Below are 17,939 nucleotides of genomic sequence, written 5' to 3'. Positions count from 1 at the left end.
TCATGTTATTCAAACAGGAGAGATTCATCATGCAATCGAGAGCGGGCCTGGCCCTCATACTGGCACTGACCTTAGTGACCGGCTGTAGCACCTTTACCGGCAAAGCCGGCAATACGCTGCCGCGGGACGCCCGCTGGGGGCTGGTGCCAATGGTTAACTATTCACAAACACCGCAGGCGGGTGAGCGCAGCGAGCAAATTCTGCTCAGCGTTCTCAGCCAGCGTGGCTTGCAGCCGGTTGTCTATCCAAAGGCAGATCAGGAAGAAACCATGCTGTTTGACGACAGCGAGCGCCTGGCCCCCGGGATGGAATGGGCGCAGCGTCAGGGCTTCGACTATGTGATCAGCGGCAGCGTCGAAGAGTGGCAGTACAAGAGCGGGCTGGATGGTGAACCTGCCGTGGGTATCAGTCTGCGCGTACTCGAGTCTGCTACCGGTCGCGTTCTCTGGAGCAATAGTGGCGCCAGGGCTGGTTGGTCGCGCGAAAGCCTGGCCGGCACCGCGCAGAAAGTGCTGCGCGAGCTCACTGACGACATGCGGCTGGAATAATGTCTACCGACTCTCCGTACAAGGACTTTACCCTCGCGGCGCGTGCGACTGAACTCGCCGCCTGGGTTGAAACGGTCCTTTTAACCGCACTGGCGGTGGGTCTTGGCATCTACTTTGTGCCTGAAGATCCCTTGCAGGTGTACGAGTTTCCATGGCCGATGTTGGCCCCCCTGCTGGTGGGCCTGCGTTACGGGTTCGTCAAGGCGCTGGTGAGCGCCTGCCTGCTGGTGGCGGCGGTACTGCTGCTGCGTGAATCCGGCTTGCCAGCCTACGAACGGATGCCTGGTACCTGGATCATCGGGATGCTGGTGATCAGCATGGTCGTCGGCGAGTTCCGCGACCTCTGGGATAGACGCTTGCAGCGCTTGCAGATGGCCAATGAATATCGCCAGTATCGTCTCGACGAATTTACCCGGGCACACCAGATACTGCGCATATCCCATGACCGGTTGGAGCTGCGGGTGGCCGGCAGTGACCAGAGCCTGCGTAGCTCATTGCTGATCCTGCGTGAGCGTATGCGCGAACTCAAGCCACAGGGCGACCCACTGGTAACGATGGCGCAGCCGATCATTGCACTGCTTGGCCAGTACGGCTCGCTGGGCATTGCCGGGTTGTACAAGGTCAAGGAAGGGAAGATGGTTTCCCGGCCGTTGGCGACCCTTGGCGATATGGAAGCGCTGGATCCCGATGACCAGATGGTGCGTTTGTGTCTCGAGAAAGGTGACTTGATCAGTATTCGCGAGGAGCTGCTCGAGCGTGGCGATCAGAAGCAGTTTTCGTCGCTTCAGGTCTGTGTGCCGTTGATCGATACCGAGGACAATATTCTCGGCCTCCTGGCGATTCGGCAGATGCCGTTTTTCGTCTTCAACGATCGCACCCTCAGTCTGCTGGCTTTGCTGGCGGGTCATGTGGCGGATTTGCTTGGCAGTGATGCCAGCGCATTGCAGCTCAATGATGCCGACGCACAGAGCTTCTCACAGCAATTGCGACGCTCGCTGGTTGATGTCGAGCAGCATGATCTGGACGCCAGCCTGTGCATGTTCGAGCTGACCGATCCCAACCAGGAACTGCTGCGGTTGTTTGCCGATAGTCAGCGCGGCCTGGACCTGCAGATCCATCTGGTTAACAGCCGGGGCCATGACTGCATTTTGGTCTTGATGCCGCTGACCTCGACAGAAGGCTCGCGCGGTTACCTGACGCGCCTGCAATATCAGTTGGTCGAACGTTTCGGCCAGGGGCGCACGCTGGAGAGTGTTGGCGTACGAGCGATGTTCTTCGAGATGGACCCGTCGGGCAGACGCGAGGGGTTACGTAGTTTCCTTTATCACGAGTGTGGGTTGAATGATCAACAAGTTGCTATTTAGCGGCGCGCTGGCGTTCGAGTCCCTCAGTTGGGCGATGATCTTCCGTGAGCCGACGCTACTCGAGGGTATGCTTTATATAGTACTGCCGCACGCGGTGGCCTGTGTATTGCTGGCGTTGGCTCTGTGGGCCTTCCTGCCCAAGCGTTACAAGTCGCCGCTGCCCTGGGCGCCATTGTTTCTGTTCAGCATCGCCTTTTTCATCCCTCTGCTGGGCATGATCGGGGTGATATTTTCGGTGTTTCCGGCGCTTTATCTGCAACGTCAACGCGACGAACAAGTGTGGCAGACCATGGGCGTGCCGGGTTTGCCGTTTCGCCCGCTGGAGCGTAGGCACTCACCCATGTTTCAGGACGGTGGCCTGCAGGACGTGCTGTATCTTGCCACCGATCCGGAACGTCGGCTTAACGCACTTCTGGCTACTCGTCGCATGCCTTCACATGAGTCGGTGCCCATCCTCAAACTGGCCTTGCGCGACCCTGCTGATGATGTCCGTCTGCTTGCGTATTCGATGCTCGACCAGAAGGAAAGCGGCATCAATCAGCGGATCGAGCGCTTGCTGGATCGGCTCAACCAGAGCGATGAGGCCAGCGCCGAAGAAAGCCGCGAAGCCATTCATGCGGGGCTCGCGCGCTGGTACTGGGAGCTAGCCTATCTGGGTTTGGCCCAGGGTAGCGTGCTGGACCACGTGCTGGGCCAGGCACGCAAACATGCCGAACAATCATTGGCGCTGCAGTCCAACCCGGAGATTCATTTACTGGCAGGGCGTATTGCGCTGGAACAAGGCGATTTGCATGCCGCCAGAACATTTTTCCAACAGGCGCAAACCGGTGGCATTCAGTTCGAAAAGATCGCGCCTTTCCTCGCCGAGGCCGCTTTTGCCGCCGGTGAGTATGATCAGGTACCTCGATTGCTGGCCAAGCTGCCCGAACATGCCCTTACCCGGCCGCCCTTTGCCGCTCTTGCGAGGTACTGGTTATGAGTGATCGGCACAAGACGGGTCAATTGGTTGCTCATGGCGGTCAGGCGGATGTATGTCTGTTGCTCGAAGGCACCTGGCCCTATGTTCGCGGCGGTGTATCGAGCTGGATCAATCAACTGATCCTTGGTCTGCCTGAGGTGACCTTCTCGGTTCTGTTTATTGGTGGCCAACGCGAATCCTACAGCCAGCGCCATTATGAAATGCCCGCCAACGTGGTGCACATCGAAGAAGTCTTCATCGAAGATGCCTGGCATTTTCCAGCGCGCACCGCCAAGCAGGCCTCGGAGGGATCGGTACAGGATCTGGAAAACATGTATCGCTATTTCCACCATCCGCAGAAACCAGAGGATGCAACCGGCGATGCGGTACTCGATGCCCTGGCCAGCGGTCAATTGACCATGCAGGACGTATTGCGCAGCAGAGCCAATTGGGAAGCCATTACCGACGGCTATTTGCAGCATTGCAGTGATCCGTCATTTATCAACTATTTCTGGACCATGCGCACCATGCAGTCGCCCATGGTCATGCTCGCCGAGACGGCGCGCCGCATGCCCAGGGCGCGGCTGTTACACGCCATATCGACCGGGTATGCAGGTCTTGCCGGCTGTATTCTCAAGCAGCGCTGGCAATGCAAGTTCATCCTCAGTGAACACGGCATCTACACCAAAGAGCGCAAGATCGACCTGGCCCAGGCCAGTTGGGTAGCTGAAAACGCTGATGAAGCGTTGAACAGCAGTCTGGATCCCAGCTCAGGTTACATTCGCTCGCTATGGATCCGGTTTTTTGAACGCATCGGTTTGCTGGTCTATCGCAACGCCGATCCGATCATCGCCCTGTATGACGGTAACCGTCAGCGTCAGATCCTTGATGGAGCCGATCCAGAGCGTACTCGCGTTATCCCCAATGGCATTGATCTGCCGCGCTGGAATCCGTTGCGTGAAAGTCGTCCGCCGGGTATCGCCCCGGTGGTTGGCATGATTGGCCGGGTCGTGCCGATCAAGGACGTGAAAACCTTCGTTCGCGCCATGCGCTCGGTGGTCACCGAGTTGCCTGAAACCGAAGGCTGGATCATCGGGCCTGAGGACGAAGATGCCGAATATGCATCCGAGTGCCGCAGCCTGGTCAGCAGCATGGGCCTGGAAAACAATGTGCACTTTCTCGGGTTTCAGAAGATCGATGAGATCATGCCCAAGCTCGGCGTCATGGTCCTGACCTCGATCAGTGAAGCGCAGCCGCTGGTGATTCTCGAAGCCTGGTGCGCCGGAACGCCGGTAGTCAGTAGCGATGTCGGCTCCTGCCGCGAGTTGATCGAAGGTGGCACCGCAGAAGACCGCGATCTGGGTCAGGCCGGCGAAGTGGTCGCGATTGCCGATCCTCAGGCCACAGGCCGTGCTGTCCTCGGCTTGCTGCGTAATCCTGACCGCTGGAAAGCCGCGCAAACCGCGGGCGTCGCGCGGGCCAACCGTTACTATGGCGAAGCGTTGATGCTCGAGCGTTACCGCAAGCTTTACAGCACCTCAATGGGGACTCTCTAAATGGCAGGGATCGGTTTTGAACTGCGCAAGATTCTGGCGCGGGATTCCTACTCGTCTACGCTGCGGGCCTACGTCTACGCGGGTTTGCTGAGCGCGGGCCCCTGGGTCCTGTCGATCATCAGTGTGATGCTGATTGGTATCATGAGCATCGGCGTGGTGTTCCCGGAGTTGCTGGTTCGGCAATTTCTGGTCACCACGACTTACCTGTTCGCCTGTTCGCTGATTACCACTGGCGGGCTTCAGGTATTCTTTACCCGGTTTGTCTCCGACCGCCTGTTCGAAAAAAAGCCCCAGGCAATTCTGCCGAACCTGCTGGGTATCATGCTGATAGCCACGATAGGCGCCGGCTTGATCGCCTTTGTGCTGCTCTGGTGGTTGTTTGATCAGCCGTTTCTCTATCGCCTGTTGGTGCTCACCAACTTCGTCACCTTGTGCAATTTGTGGCTGGTGATCATTTTCCTGTCGGGCATGAAGCAGTACAACCGTATCCTGCTGACGATGCTTGGCGGCTACTCACTGATGGTCGTGTGCTCGTTCCTGTTGCGCCCGTGGGGGCTCAACGGCCTGCTGTTCGCGCTGTTGCTGGGTCACGCTACGCTGCTGTTCGTGTTCCTGTTCGACATCCTCCGGGAATACCGGTCGGACCGGCTGATCGCATTTGATTTCCTTGATCGTAAGCAGGTATTCCTCAGTCTGCTGTTGACTGGCGTCTGCTACAACATGGGCATCTGGGCCGACAAGTTCATCTTCTGGTTCAACCCGATGACCTCTGAGCAGGTTATCGGTCCACTGCGCGCTTCCATGTTGTACGACCTGCCGATCTTTCTCGCGTACCTGTCCATCATCCCGGGCATGGCGGTATTTCTGGTGCGCATCGAGACCGACTTTGCGGAGTGGTATGAACGCCTGTTTGATGCCGTGCGTGAAGGGCAGACCCTGCAGCATATTGCCCAGTTGAAGAGCGAAATGACGGTGGCGATCCGTCAGGGTTTGCAAGAGATCTGCAAGGTGCAGGGCATCACCGTGGTGCTGTTGTTCCTGTTTGCCCCGAAGCTGCTGGAGTGGTTGGGTATCTCGCATTTTTACCTGCCACTGTTCTACATCGACCTGATCGGTGTGAGTTTCCAGATGCTGCTGATGGCATTGTTGAACGTGTTTTTCTACCTGGACAAGCGCGCCATCGTCCTCGAACTCAGCGCGCTCTTCGTACTGCTTAACATCGCTCTGACGCTGCTCAGCCAGTACCTGGGGCCAAGCTTCTACGGTTATGGCTTTACTGTCTCGCTGGCCTGTTGCGTGCTGCTGGGCATGATGCGTCTGAACAAGACGCTGGATGATCTGGAATACAACACCTTCATGCTCAGCCGCTAATGCGCTGACGCCTCGCAGAACCCGATCAGCATGGGTTTTGCGAGTGCGCAGGCTATTGCTGTGTAGACGTCAGTCCTTGAAATCGGCCTTGTCCAGGCCATGCCTCTTCATCTTGTCGTAGAGTGTTTTGCGTGCCAGGCCGAGCTGCATCATCACTTCCTTGATGCTGCCCTGGCAGGCTTGCAAGGCGCTGGAAATCAGACTCTGTTCATAGGCATCAAGCATCTCTGCCAGGGTTTGCTGGTTAGAGCCGCTGGCCGGGCGATCAGATTGCGGCGCCGTCAGCGCCGAGTCGCCCATCAGGACGTAGCGTTCAGCCAGATTGCGCAACTCACGGACATTGCCCGGCCAATCATGCTGCATCAATGCCGCAGCCTGGCTGGCGTCCAGCGGAATGCTTTCGCGGTCGTAGCGAGACGCGGCAATCAGTGCAAAGTGGTGGAACAGCAAAGGCACGTCCTGCTTGCGCTCGCGCAGCGGCGGAATATCGATCTGCACCACGTTGAGCCGGTAGAACAGATCCGCGCGGAATTCACCGGCATCGCTTTGCGCCTTCAGATCCGATTTGGTGGCGGCGATGATGCGCACGTCCACCGCTATCTGCTGATTGCTCCCGAGTCTTTCCACCTTGCGCTCTTCCAGAACGCGTAGCAGTTTTACCTGCAGGGCCAGCGGCATGCTTTCCAGCTCGTCGAGAAACAAGGTGCCCTTGTGTGCGTATTCGAACTTGCCGATCCGGCGCTTCTCGGCACCGGTAAAGGCGCCGGCCTCATGGCCGAACAGCTCGCTCTCGATCAGGCTTTCCGGTACCGCGCCACAATTGATGGCAACGAAATTGTGCTCGCTGCGATTGCTGTTCTCATGGATGTAACGGGCAATGGCGTCCTTGCCGGAGCCGGTTTCGCCGCGCAGCAGGATATCGGCATTGGTGTCGAGCAACGGATCTAGCATGGATATCACCCGCTGCATGCTCGGCGATGATCCGAGCAGCCGTGGGCCGGGTCGGGTCAAGGTGCGTAGCTGCGCCTTGAGCTGCCGATTCTCCAGCGCCAGTTGGCGCTTTTCCAATGCGCGCTTGAGTATTTCGATCAAACCGTCATGGTGAAAGGGCTTCTCGATAAAGTCATAAGCGCCCTGGCGCATGGCGCTGACGGCAGTGCTGATGTCGCCCTGGCCGGTCAGAATAATCACCGGGATACTCGCGTCCAGCGCCTGGACCGCCTGCAGTACGGCCAATCCGTCCAGGCCGGGCATGTGGTAGTCGCACAGCACGATGCCGGCAAATTCCCGGTCGATATAAGCCAGCGCGCTGGCGCCGTCGCTAAAACAGCGGACGCTGAGATCCTCAAGCGACAGGGTTTGCGCCACAACCTGGCGAATGTCCGCATCGTCGTCGATAAAGAGGATGTCTGGTGCTGGCATGGGTTAATCCGTTTTTGAGCGCGTTTGAAAGGTCAGTATAAACTCGGCGCCCTGGGTATCTGGCCGATTCTGCCCAACCAGTCTGCCACCCAAGGCATCCATGATCTGACGCGAGATCGACAGCCCCAGACCCAGGCCCTGTTTCATCGACTTGGTAGTGAAGAACGGCTCGAAGATCTGTTCGGTATTGGCCGGCAGGCCGGAGCCATTATCACGCACCAGACACTCGATCTGCTGCCCCTGGACCTTGAGCTGTATATGAATCTCGGGTGCGGTGCTGCGCTCTACGGCCTGAACCGCGTTGGCGATCAGGTTGACCATTACCTGCTCTATGCGGATCAGGTCACCGTGCACCATCACCGCTGTAGCGGGGCGCTGCCACTCGATCAGTATGCCATTGCTGCTGTCCTGGGCGCGGATGATCTTCAGTGCGGCATCAATCGGCAAACGCAGATCCACCTGGGATGGCAAGCCTTCGGATTTGCGCGCGAATACTTTGAACTGTCGGGTCAGCTCGGCCATCTTGTCGCACAGGCTGACAATCTCGCCCAGATTCGCATCCACCACATCCTGTTCACCACGCTGCAGAAAACGCTGGCTGTTGCGCGCATAGGCCTGAATGGCGGTCAGCGGCTGATTCATCTCGTGATTCAAGCCTGCGGACATCTGCCCCAGCACCGCCAGCTTGGCGGCCTGAATCAGTTCGCGCTGGGTTTCCTTCAACTCGTTCTCCGCGCGCTCGCGTTCGCGGATTTCATCCAGCAGTTGCTGGTTGGATGCCTTGAGATCCGCGGTCCGTTCCTTGACGCTGCGCTCGAGTTGTTCACTGCGTTGCGCCAGTTCGGCCTCGCGACGTTGCCGTTCGCGCAGGTACAGCCAGGCCAGTATCAGCCCGGACAGCAGAATCAGCCCGGTGATCAGAAAGCGCACCTGCGTCCAGAACACCGAGCGCGTGCCGATCAAGACTCTCAGCGTCCAGTCGCCGTTGGGCAGTGGGGTTTGCAGACTGAGGTAATCCTGATGCTCGCCTTGTTCTTCTATGACCACCCGCTCGACGTTGGCTGATGCGCCCAGCGGCGTGCCAAGCCGAGTGATGTTCATTGGTCTGAGTTGCTGTGCGGCGTAGCGTTGTTCGCTTTGCAGTACCGCCTGACCTTCATCGGTCAGGGGTTCGAAGGCGCGGTACAGCCAGTTCGGCCGGCTGGCGAGGAAGCTGATGCCCTGGGCATCGGTGATCAGCATTTCTGCCTGATTGAACGAGGTCGGCCGGCGCCACTGAGCCTCCAGCTCGGCCACCTGAATCTTCATCGCGATTACACCGATAGGCCTGGTGCTGTCATCGGGCGCCATTACTGCATGGGCAAAGTACAGGCCGCGCATATCCGAGGTAGTACCCAGAGCGAAATAGAATGCCGGCGTGTTGGATTTGAATGCATTCTGAAAATACGGGCGGAAGCTGAAGTTCTGGCCAATGAAATTGGCACTTTGCTGGTAATTGCTCGCAGCGATAGTCAGGCCCTGATGATCCATCAGGTATACATCGGAGCTGGCGACGATATCCGCCATCAGTTGCATGATCTGGTTGGCTGTGTCGATCAGCGCGGGGTTTTCTGGAGAGGTCAGTGCCTGGCGCAGCTGTGGATGTTGCGCGGCCAGGGTGACGATCGGCTCATAGCGTTTGATTTCGTTACTGATCAGTTGGCTGTAGCGAAACGACTCGTCCTGGCTTTCGCGTTCAACCTGCCGATAGCCGAACAAGGTGCCGGTCTGCCAGGCGGCAAGGCCGGCCAGACTGAAGCACAGGGCAATCCAGAACGGATGTTTCATTTTTCTTGGCCCAGAGAGAACAGGGCTGAGATTAGCTGGCCCTGAGGGTATGAACAACCCGCCAGCCAAGCTGACGGGTTGTTATCTGGCTAGAGCGTATGAGGCGTGACAGTGCGGCCGCGCTTTTTCTGGAGAGCAAAAGCGATCAACGCTGCGCCAACACCCAGCACGTCGGTCAACAAGCCGCCTTCGATCATCAGCAGCGCGGCGGCTACCAGCATCACTCGCACCAGCCAGGAAGCGGCGTGATTGGCAAACCAGCCCTGCACCGCTGCGGAGAGCAGATACACCCCTACGGTCGCGGTGATCAGTGCTTGAGCAATGGCCAACCAGGTATCGTTCATCAACAGCGCGCCGTTGTAGAAGAACATGAACGGCACGATAAACGCGGCCAGGCCGATCTTGAACGACTCCATCGAGGTTTCCATCGGGTTCGCCCCGGAGATCCCCGCTGCGGCGAAAGACGCCAGCGCCACCGGCGGCGTAATGGCCGACACCACCGCGAAGTAGAACACAAAGAAGTGCGCGGTCAGGGGGTCGATGCCCAGCTGAATCAGACCGGGAGCAACCACCGACGCGGCCACCGCATAGGCTGCCGTGGTGGGCATGCCCATGCCCAGCATGATCGAAATCAGCATGGCGAACACCAGCGCCAGGAACTGACTGGCGTCGGCGACGCCGAGCAGCAGGGAGGAGAAGCGTGAGCCCACTCCGGTCAGCGAGATGACCCCGACAATGACGCCGGCACAGGCGCAGACCACGATGATCTGAATCGCCATGATGCCGGCCAGTTCCAGGGCCTTGAGAATGCCAGCCAGCCCCATCTTGTTCGGCGACAGCCAGCTGACCACGGCCGCAGAAATGGTCGCCAGGGTGCCCGCACGGATCACCGAGTAGCCCATGAACAGCGCGACAATCAGTATCACGATGGGGATGAACAGATACACCTGGCGGATCAGCTTGCCGAGTTGCGGCAGCTCATCCTTGCGCATGCCGCGCATGCCGGTTTTCGCGGCTTCGAAGTCGACCATGAAGTACACGGAGACGAAATACAGAATGGCCGGAATTACCGCCGCCATGGCGATTTCGGTATAGGGAATGCCAGTGATCTCGGCCATGATAAAGGCGCCGGCACCCATGATCGGCGGCATGATCTGTCCGCCGGTCGAGGCAGCGGCTTCAACCGCACCGGCAGTCTTCTTGCTGTAACCGACCTTCTTCATCAGCGGGATGGTCAGCGAACCCGTGGCGACTACGTTACCCGCGCTGGTGCCGTTGATCATGCCCATCAGACCGGAGGCGAAAATCGATACCTTGGCCGGTCCACCGCGTGAACGACCGGCACAGGCAAAGGCGAAATTGACGAAATATTCGCCGACTTTTGATGCCTGCAAAAACGCGGCAAAAATGATGAACAGAATGATGTAGGTGGAAGATACCGCCGTAGTCGGTCCGAGCACGCCGATATCGGTGTAGACCTGGCTGAAGAAGCGCTTCACGCCGAGCCCTGGGTAACCGAGAAAGCCGGGCATGTAGGGGCCGCTGAACACATAGGCGAGAAAGCCCAGAGCAATGATGACCAACGCCATGCCGGCCACCCGGCGGGTCATTTCCATGATCAGCGCGGTTCCGGCCACGGCGGCGAAGGAAATGCCCACCGGCGAGAAGGAGGTGCCGGTGCTCATCCGCAATGGCGAGTTATAGATGATCAGCAGATAGCTGGCGGCGGCGATCGAGCAGATGATCAACAACAGGTCGGGCAAGCTGAAACTGGCGCGTTCGCGGCGGTGAAACCAGCTCAAAATGATCCCCAGCCCGGTAGCAGCCAACAACGGCCAGCCGTAATGCCAGGATTCCAGTTCAGGGGTCATGCGCATGGTGCCGCTTTGCATCAGACGATACATCACCCCCGTTTGCACCAGAGCGTAGGTCGCGGGAACCATCAGCGCCAGGGCGGCAAAATTGGTCCAGCGCTGCGCAGGCCGGCCGTCTTCGGGGGTAGCAAAGCGTGAGCCGGAGAAAAACAGGTAGCCCAGAATCAGCGCGCCGGTGACGTGGACAATACGAAAGCTCCACGACTCCATTGGCGAGATATTCAGTACATATAGATGAAAAGCCGAGTAGAGAATGGCCAGCGCCGTGACGGCGCGTAGCATCCAACCACCAAACAGTCGGCGATTGGATTCCACCGGCTCATCATCCACGCCTTCAATCACGATGGGCGTCAGCGGCTCGCCATGGGACGGAATCAGCGGCTCATGCTCGCTGACAGCTTTGTGTGTGTTTGTCATGGTGCACCTGTAAACCGGAGAGGTGAACGGGCCGGCAAGACGTCGGCCCGCTGATCACGTGAGCTGTTGGCGAATCAGTCCTTGATTGGAGCCGAGTCGATGTTGTGGCCGTTCTCGGTAAAGTAACGCGCCGCACCGGGGTGCCATGGCAGCACGGTATTCTTGTCCAGGTGCTCGGGAGTGCTGGTCACGGCAGCCTGGTGAATGGACTGCATACGCTCGTTGTTTTCCATGGTCAGCTTGGTCACTTCATACACGAAGCTGTCTGGCAGATCACAATTGGCAACGGCGAAGTTCCACATCGACACAGCATGTGAATCCTCGGTCAGCGAGCTATAGGTGCTGGCGGGAATGATGAATTCAGAGACCGGAAAAGTCTTCAGAATGGTCGCCATTTCCTCTTCATTGAAGCCGATGATGTTGACCTCGGTCTGCACTTCGAGCTGGCTCACGGTAGGAATGGGTATGCCCGCCGCGAAGCCGACCGCATCCAGCAAACCATCCTGCATCTGGCTACCCAGATCGTCCCAGCTGCCATTGCGGCGCTCGAACTCAACGCCCAGGCTTTCCAGCATTTTCGGGAAATATTCATCCGAGCTGGAGCCCGCCGGACCAAAGCCGATGCGCGCGCCGGGCTTTATATCCGAGATGCTCTTGATACCTGAGCCAGCCAATGCAGCCATGGAGAATGGCGTTTCGTACAGCGGGAACATCGCGCAGACGTTATCCATGGCCATACCCGGTGCCAGAGGGCTTTTGCCTTCGACCGCGTCCTGCGCGGGGCCCATGGTGGTCATGCCGAAGGCCAGATCGCCGGTATGCACCAGCGCCATATTCTGCACCGGCCCGCCGGTGACTTCCGCGCCACCGGAAACGCCTGTCTGCTCGGCAATGAAATTCGACCAGCCAGAACCGTAGGCGAAATAGGTGCCGCCTTGGCTGGCAGTGCCGATGGTGAAATTGGATGGCCAGCCGGCGCGATCTTCGGCAATGGCCAGGCTGCTGCTCAGCAGGGCGGTGACGGACAGTGAGGCGAATGCCAGGGTGCGAAGCTTGTGCATGTTTGACTCCAGAGTTTTTGTCTTTGTTGGGTCTGTCGGCGCGGAACGCAGGTCCGACGCGTCAGGGAGTCATTGCAAGCGACGGGCCAGATCCAAAAACGACCGTGCTAGAGCGGTTTCGTGATTTTTACGACGGTGTTTTGGGTGGCAGCCCACCCATGCCTCTCGCGCCGATGGGTTGCCAGCCACCCATCAGCTGCCGCGCCGTACTGAGTGCAATTGGGACTTGGCCGAATGTGGCCTAATCTATATGATAACCATTATCATTAAAGGCGACTTGTTCGCGTACGTGCCGGGAGTACTCATCGCATGCTGCAAAGTCCATCGCGGATTCTGATCATCGAGGATGATCTGACATTGTCTGCGCAACTGTGCAGCCTGCTCAAAACCCAGGGTTATCTGACCCAGACCAGCCACGAAGGCGAAGCCGGGTTGCAGATGGCGTTGAATGACCGCGCCGATCTGGTGCTGCTGGATGTAAAGCTTCCTGACCTGAATGGCTTCGCCTTGCTGCGCCGTCTGCGTGAACACCGGCAGTTGCCGGTGATCATGTTGACGGCCTGTGGGGCCGAAGAGGAACGCATTCGCGGCTTGCGCCACGGTGCTGACGACTATCTTTCCAAGCCGTTCAATCTGCTGGAGCTGCAGCTACGCATTGACGCCGTATTGCGCCGCACCCGTTCGCCTGAATCGCAACGGCTGGAGCAGCAGTGGCGCCTGGATGTCGATGGTCTGACGCTGGACCGCCGCATAGGGCAAGCCAGTTATGGTCAACGCTCCCTTGAGCTGACGCCGATCCAGTTCAAACTGCTCTGGCATCTGCTCACCCACCGTGGCGAGACGTTGTCCAAGCCCTATCTTTACCGCAGCGTGCTGGAGCGCGAGTTCAGCCGCTATGACCGCAGTCTGGATATGCATATCAGCCGTATCCGGCGGCGCCTGACGGATATGGGTATGGCCGCGGATCGCTTGCAGACACTGCACGGTCGGGGGTACAGCTTCGTATGAAAAGGCGCTTGTTCTGGACCTTCTGCGCCGTGATCGGCTTGGGTACCGTTTTGCTGTTCTGGGGTATTTCTCGCCTGGCCTGGCAGACCGAAGAGGCGATGAGCTTTATCGACAGCAATCATCAACAGACACTGCGGCACTATGCTGCCCAGGCCGAAGCCTTGTACCTGAGTGGTGATGAGCAGGCGCTGGCGCGCTGGATGCAAACATTGCAGCAGCAGGAGGGCACCTGGGCGGCGGTGGTGCGTGCCAATGTCGAACCGTTGGGCGGCACCCAGTTGTCCCAACGATTTCAGCAAGGCTTCGGCCTGGGCCGCGACCTGTCGTGGAAGATTCACCTGTACTTCGAGGAAAATCCGATCATGGATATTCCTTTTACCGACGACTCGGTCCGTTTTCTGATTCAGCTGCCGCAGCGCATGCGGCCCGGGACCTATTGGTATTCCTCGCGCGTACTCTTGCAACTGGTGCTGCCGCTGATTCTGCTGTTGCTGGTCTGTGCGCTGCTTTACCGACACTTGATGCAACCGCTACGGCGCCTGGAACAGGCCACCCGGCAGTTCAGCGAAGGGCATTACGACGTGCGCGTGCGGGCGCTGCTGGGCTCGCGCAAGGACGAGCTGGCCAGCCTGGCCGAGACCTTCGACGCAATGGCCGAGCGCACCGGTCAATTGATTCTGTCGCAGCGCCAGCGTCTGGCGGATATGTCCCACGAGCTGCGTACCCCTCTGACCCGGATCGATATGGCCGTCAGTCTGGCCGAGCAGGAGGCTGGCACATCCCCGGCCTTGCTAGAGCGCATCCGCACTGATTGCGGCGGGATGCGGCAACTGGTGGAGGATGCGCTGACGCTGGCCTGGCTGGAAAACGAATCGCCGCGCTTGCGCGATGAAAGCCTGGATCTTACCGACCTGCTCGACAGTATTATCGAAGATGCCCGCTTCGAGTACCCCGAGCACCACATCGAGATGCGGCTGCCCACCGCCGCTCGGCTGGCGAACAGTAGCCACAGGGCGCTGGGTCAGGCCATCGAGAATGTGGTGCGCAACGCTTTGGCCTATACGCCCAAAGGAGGATGCGTACGAGTGGTGCTGGAAAGCAGCGTCACCCGTTACACCCTGGTAATCAGCGACCAGGGGCCGGGAGTGCCGGATCAGTGGTTAACGCAGATATTCGAACCTTTCTTCCGCATTCCCGGCCAGATTCAGGATGATCCGCATGGTTACGGGCTGGGTTTGGCGCTGGCCATGCGGCAGATCAATGCTGCCGGTGGCAGCATGTTGGCGCTGAACCTTCCCGAGGGCGGGCTGGCGGTCGAAATTCAGTTGCCGAAAACGTAACAAATGTAAAAGTGATGTGCGCCGGGTGGCCTGAATGAGAATCTTGCGTAAATGCGAAGTATTCACATAAAGGTAGCCCGATCCATGAAAACGTTTCCCGCAGTCCTGCATCCGCTGGCCAGTGCCGTTTCGATTGCGACGCTGCTGGTCGCTGTGCCCGCCCTGGCGCAAAGCACCGGTACCGATCCGATCACCCTGAATCCGACTGAAGTGACCGGTGAAATCGGTGCTCGGCAGGTCGAGAGCGTGGAAGCCGTCACGCTGGAGCGTTTTCAAGCCACTGACCTGGAAGACGTATTCGCATCCCAGCCCGAGGTCTCGGTTGGCGGTGGGCACAGCGCTGCGCAAAAACTCTATCTACGCGGGATTGAAGATACCCAGCTGAATATCAGCATTGATGGTGCCACGCAGGCCGGCCAGACCTTCCACCACACCGGACGCATCAGCATCGAGCCGGAGCTGCTCAAGCGCGCTGAAGTGCAGGCTGGCACTGGCGATGCGACTGCGGGGCCGGGGGCACTTGGTGGTAGCATCCGTTTCGTCACCAAGGACCCGGAAGACCTGCTGCGTGCGGGAGAATCCGCTGGCGCGCTGGTCAAGGGCACCTATTTCAGCAATGCCGAAGGGTTCAAGGTCAATACCAGCCTGTTTGGCCGGCTGACTGACAGCTGGTCTGGCATGCTGGTAGCAACCCACCAGGATCAGAATGACTATGAGGACGGCAGCGGTGATGAGGTCTTCGGCACCGGCAGCCGTCAGGATCTGGGCTTCGCCAAGCTGGTCGGTAAACTCAGCGCCGACCAGACCCTGCGGTTCAGCTACGACCGCCGCGTAGACCGTGGGGAACGGACCCAGCGTCCGCAGTGGGTGGTCAGCAGCTTCAATCCAGCCTATCCGCTGGAATCCCAGCGCGACACCTACACCCTGAACTATGACTGGGATCCCACTGGCAATCCGCTGCTGGATGTTCAGGCCACGGTATTTCATACCGAAATGGATCTGGAACAGAATGTTTTTGATCGCTGGGGTTTGTACTACGGCAATGTCGAATCTACCGGGCTGGATCTGCGTAACACCAGCCTGCTGGGTAAGCACAGCCTGACTTACGGTGTCGACCACCGCGAAGATCAGGTCACAGCCGGGCCCGGTGGTGATCAGACTGCCTATGAGGAAGACGGCAGCATAACCGGCCTGTATGTGCAGGACAGCATCCGCTTGAATCCAAAGCTGTTGCTCGGCCTCGGCGCTCGGTATGACCTGTATCGGCTGACCGACGCCACCGATCAGGATTTCCGCGATAGCGGCATCAGCCCGAACGTCAATCTGCGCTATGAGCTGAACCCGAACCTGAGTCTGCTTGCCGGTCACAGTCGTGCCTTGCGGGGGCCGCGCATCCGGGACGCGTTCAAGCTGGACTCGGCGACCAATGACCCGGATCTGAAAGCGGAAAAGGCGCGGACCACGGAAGTGGGCTTCGAATACGAGCGTGGCGGTCTGAGTCTCGGCGGCAAGGTCTATCAGACCGAGATCGAGGACATCATCGTCGACTTTATCGGCGGGCCACGGCTGTATGAAAACAGCGGCGATCTGGAAAGCCAGGGCGTGCTGCTGCAGGCCGGTTACCACTGGACCCGGCTGAGTACCGGCATCAGTTACCACCACAATGATGCCGAGCTGGAAGGCGAGCCTTTGAACGTATACGAACACAACGGCCTGGGCACCAGTATCGGTGATACCTGGATGCTGAATGCCGACTACCAGTTCAACCAGCATCTGGAGCTGGGCTGGCAAGGGCGTTTTGTGCAGAGTATCGACTCCCTGCGCACCAGCGTCGGCCGCGTCGACAAGCCCGGTTATGGCGTCCAGGATCTGTATGCCCGCTGGCAGCCCATGGCGGATGACAGTCTGACGCTGTCGCTGACGGTCAAGAACCTGCTGGACAAGGACTATCTGGATCACGCCAGTAATGAAGATTTCCAGGCAATACCGGATTACGAGGGGATTGTCGGCTCTGCCGAGCCCGGCAGGGAGTTTCGCCTGGGCGTGGCGATGCGGTTTTGAGCCGGCTGCTGGTAACAGCCAGGCGAACAGCGCGCTGGCTGGCGCTAACGGTGCTCTGTTCAGCGCTGCCGTTGCAGGCGGCAACGCTGGAGGATCTGGCTGGCAGGATGGTCACCGTACCTGATCGGGTTGAGCGAATTGTCTTGGGCGAGGGCCGCTTGTTGCCCGCGCTGGCGATACTCGAAGGGGATCAGTTGCTGGAGCGGATTGTCGGCATGCCTGAAGATTTTCAGCAGGTTGATCCCGGCAGCTATCGTCAGTATCTCGCGGCCTTTCCGGCGCTGGGTGAGGTGCAACGCATCGGCCAGGGCGCAGCTGACACCTTCAGCCTGGAACAGGTACTGAGCCTGAAACCGGATCTGGCGATTTTCAGCCTGTCCGGGCACGGTCCTTCCAGCCGGCATGGGCGTTTGATTGAACAGCTTGAACGGGCGGGGGTAGCGGTTATTTTTGTCGACTTCCGCGAACAGCCGTTGCGTAACACCCCACCCAGTATGGCGCTGCTGGGAAAGGTGTTGGGGCGGGAGCCACAGGCGCAGGCTTTCATCACCTATTACCAGCAGCAACTGGCGCTGGTCAGCGAGCGGCTCGCCAAGGTTCAGCAGCAGCCGCGGGTGTTTGTGCACAGCCGTGCAGGCCTGTCTGACGCCTGCTGTGAAACCATGGCCAGGGGCATGATGGCTGCCTTGCTGGAGCAAGCTGGAGGCGAGAACGTGGGCAGTGACCGCCTGCCCGGTGCGGCAGGTATGTTGAGTCTCGAATACCTGCTCACCGACCCACCCGACGTATATGTCGCTACTGCGATAGGCTCGGCGGACAGTCTGGCCCAGGGAGCCGACTATATAGCTCTGGGGCCGGGTGTGCAGGCAGACGCAGCACGTGCCTCACTGACCGCGCTGACGCAGCGTAGCGGGCTGAGCAATATGGCGCCGATTCGCGCCGGCCGCGCACACGCGATCTGGCATTCGTTCTACAACAGCCCGTTCAATGTTGCCGCCGTGCAGGTGCTGGCGCAGTGGCTGCATCCGGAGCTCTACGCCGATCTGCAGCCAGAGCAGACGCTGGCGCATTTGTATCAGCAGTTTCAGCCGGTGGCGTTGGAGGGAACGTTTTGGATCAGTCAGTGACCTCG

The 17,939-nt window shown here is 59.1% G+C and carries 13 protein-coding genes; 9 read left to right on the top strand and 4 right to left on the bottom strand.

Translation table 11 applies throughout. The annotated features are described in order from the left end of the window. The first annotated feature begins 29 nt into the window (after nucleotides 1–29). The 5 genes from DT594_RS09550 to pelG are packed head-to-tail and all read left to right on the top strand — an operon-like array spanning nucleotide 30 to nucleotide 5,797. Nucleotides 30–548 carry a penicillin-binding protein activator LpoB gene (locus DT594_RS09550; protein WP_149332457.1) on the top strand — a complete coding sequence of 173 codons (519 nt, stop codon included), beginning with the start codon at nucleotides 30–32 and terminating at the stop codon, nucleotides 546–548. After that, nucleotides 548–1,912 carry a PelD GGDEF domain-containing protein gene (locus DT594_RS09545; RefSeq protein WP_149332456.1) on the top strand — a complete coding sequence of 455 codons (1,365 nt, stop codon included), beginning with the start codon at nucleotides 548–550 and terminating at the stop codon, nucleotides 1,910–1,912. Before DT594_RS09550 ends, DT594_RS09545 begins: the two co-directional genes overlap by 1 nt. Continuing rightward, nucleotides 1,890–2,891, top strand: coding sequence for a tetratricopeptide repeat protein (locus DT594_RS09540; protein ID WP_149332455.1), 1,002 nt, complete (start codon nucleotides 1,890–1,892; stop codon nucleotides 2,889–2,891). Before DT594_RS09545 ends, DT594_RS09540 begins: the two co-directional genes overlap by 23 nt. Further along, on the top strand, nucleotides 2,888–4,426 hold the full coding sequence (pelF, locus tag DT594_RS09535) for a GT4 family glycosyltransferase PelF (RefSeq protein WP_149332454.1): 1,539 nt from the start codon (nucleotides 2,888–2,890) through the stop codon (nucleotides 4,424–4,426). Before DT594_RS09540 ends, pelF begins: the two co-directional genes overlap by 4 nt. Continuing rightward, nucleotides 4,427–5,797 carry an exopolysaccharide Pel transporter PelG gene (gene pelG / locus DT594_RS09530; RefSeq protein ID WP_149332453.1) on the top strand — a complete coding sequence of 457 codons (1,371 nt, stop codon included), beginning with the start codon at nucleotides 4,427–4,429 and terminating at the stop codon, nucleotides 5,795–5,797. A gap of 69 nt (nucleotides 5,798–5,866) precedes the next feature. On the opposite strand, the gene DT594_RS09525 is transcribed toward pelG, so the two are convergent. The 4 genes from DT594_RS09525 to DT594_RS09510 all read right to left on the bottom strand — a co-directional run bounded on the left by DT594_RS09525 (nucleotide 5,867) and on the right by DT594_RS09510 (nucleotide 12,398). Continuing rightward, nucleotides 5,867–7,219: a sigma-54-dependent transcriptional regulator gene (locus DT594_RS09525; RefSeq protein ID WP_149332452.1), complete on the bottom strand. Its 1,353-nt coding sequence runs from the start codon at nucleotides 7,217–7,219 to the stop codon at nucleotides 5,867–5,869. A gap of 3 nt (nucleotides 7,220–7,222) precedes the next feature. After that, entirely contained in the window at nucleotides 7,223–9,046 is a 1,824-nt protein-coding gene (locus DT594_RS09520) for a sensor histidine kinase (RefSeq protein ID WP_149332451.1), read from the bottom strand. An 89-nt stretch (nucleotides 9,047–9,135) separates the two neighbouring features. Then, nucleotides 9,136–11,337, bottom strand: a complete 2,202-nt coding sequence (locus DT594_RS09515) for a TRAP transporter permease (protein WP_149332450.1) — start codon at nucleotides 11,335–11,337, stop codon at nucleotides 9,136–9,138. Nucleotides 11,338–11,411: 74 nt separating this feature from the next. Further along, nucleotides 11,412–12,398, bottom strand: coding sequence for a TAXI family TRAP transporter solute-binding subunit (locus tag DT594_RS09510; protein WP_149332449.1), 987 nt, complete (start codon nucleotides 12,396–12,398; stop codon nucleotides 11,412–11,414). A 309-nt stretch (nucleotides 12,399–12,707) separates the two neighbouring features. Between DT594_RS09510 and DT594_RS09505 the strand changes: the two genes are divergently transcribed. From DT594_RS09505 to DT594_RS09490, 4 genes are all read left to right on the top strand, one after another. Next, entirely contained in the window at nucleotides 12,708–13,406 is a 699-nt protein-coding gene (locus DT594_RS09505; RefSeq protein WP_149332448.1) for a response regulator transcription factor, read from the top strand. Continuing rightward, a complete protein-coding gene (locus DT594_RS09500; RefSeq protein WP_149332447.1) occupies nucleotides 13,403–14,746 on the top strand; it encodes a sensor histidine kinase in 1,344 nt (447 codons plus the stop codon). Before DT594_RS09505 ends, DT594_RS09500 begins: the two co-directional genes overlap by 4 nt. A gap of 84 nt (nucleotides 14,747–14,830) precedes the next feature. Beyond that, nucleotides 14,831–16,807 (top strand): TonB-dependent receptor domain-containing protein, encoded by a 1,977-nt coding sequence (locus DT594_RS09495; RefSeq protein WP_149332446.1) that lies wholly within the window; start codon nucleotides 14,831–14,833, stop codon nucleotides 16,805–16,807. Further along, complete coding sequence (locus DT594_RS09490; protein WP_246164601.1) at nucleotides 16,804–17,934, top strand: ABC transporter substrate-binding protein; 1,131 nt, start codon at nucleotides 16,804–16,806, stop codon at nucleotides 17,932–17,934. The genes DT594_RS09495 and DT594_RS09490 overlap by 4 nt, the downstream gene beginning before the upstream one ends. Nucleotides 17,935–17,939: the final 5 nt, after the last annotated feature.

The sequence above is a fragment of the Halopseudomonas laoshanensis genome (assembly GCF_008365385.1).
GTDB classification, from domain to species: Bacteria; Pseudomonadota; Gammaproteobacteria; order Pseudomonadales; family Pseudomonadaceae; genus Halopseudomonas; species Halopseudomonas laoshanensis.
Note: the sequence above shows the minus strand (reverse complement) of the source record. Positions and strands in the feature narration are given on the sequence as shown.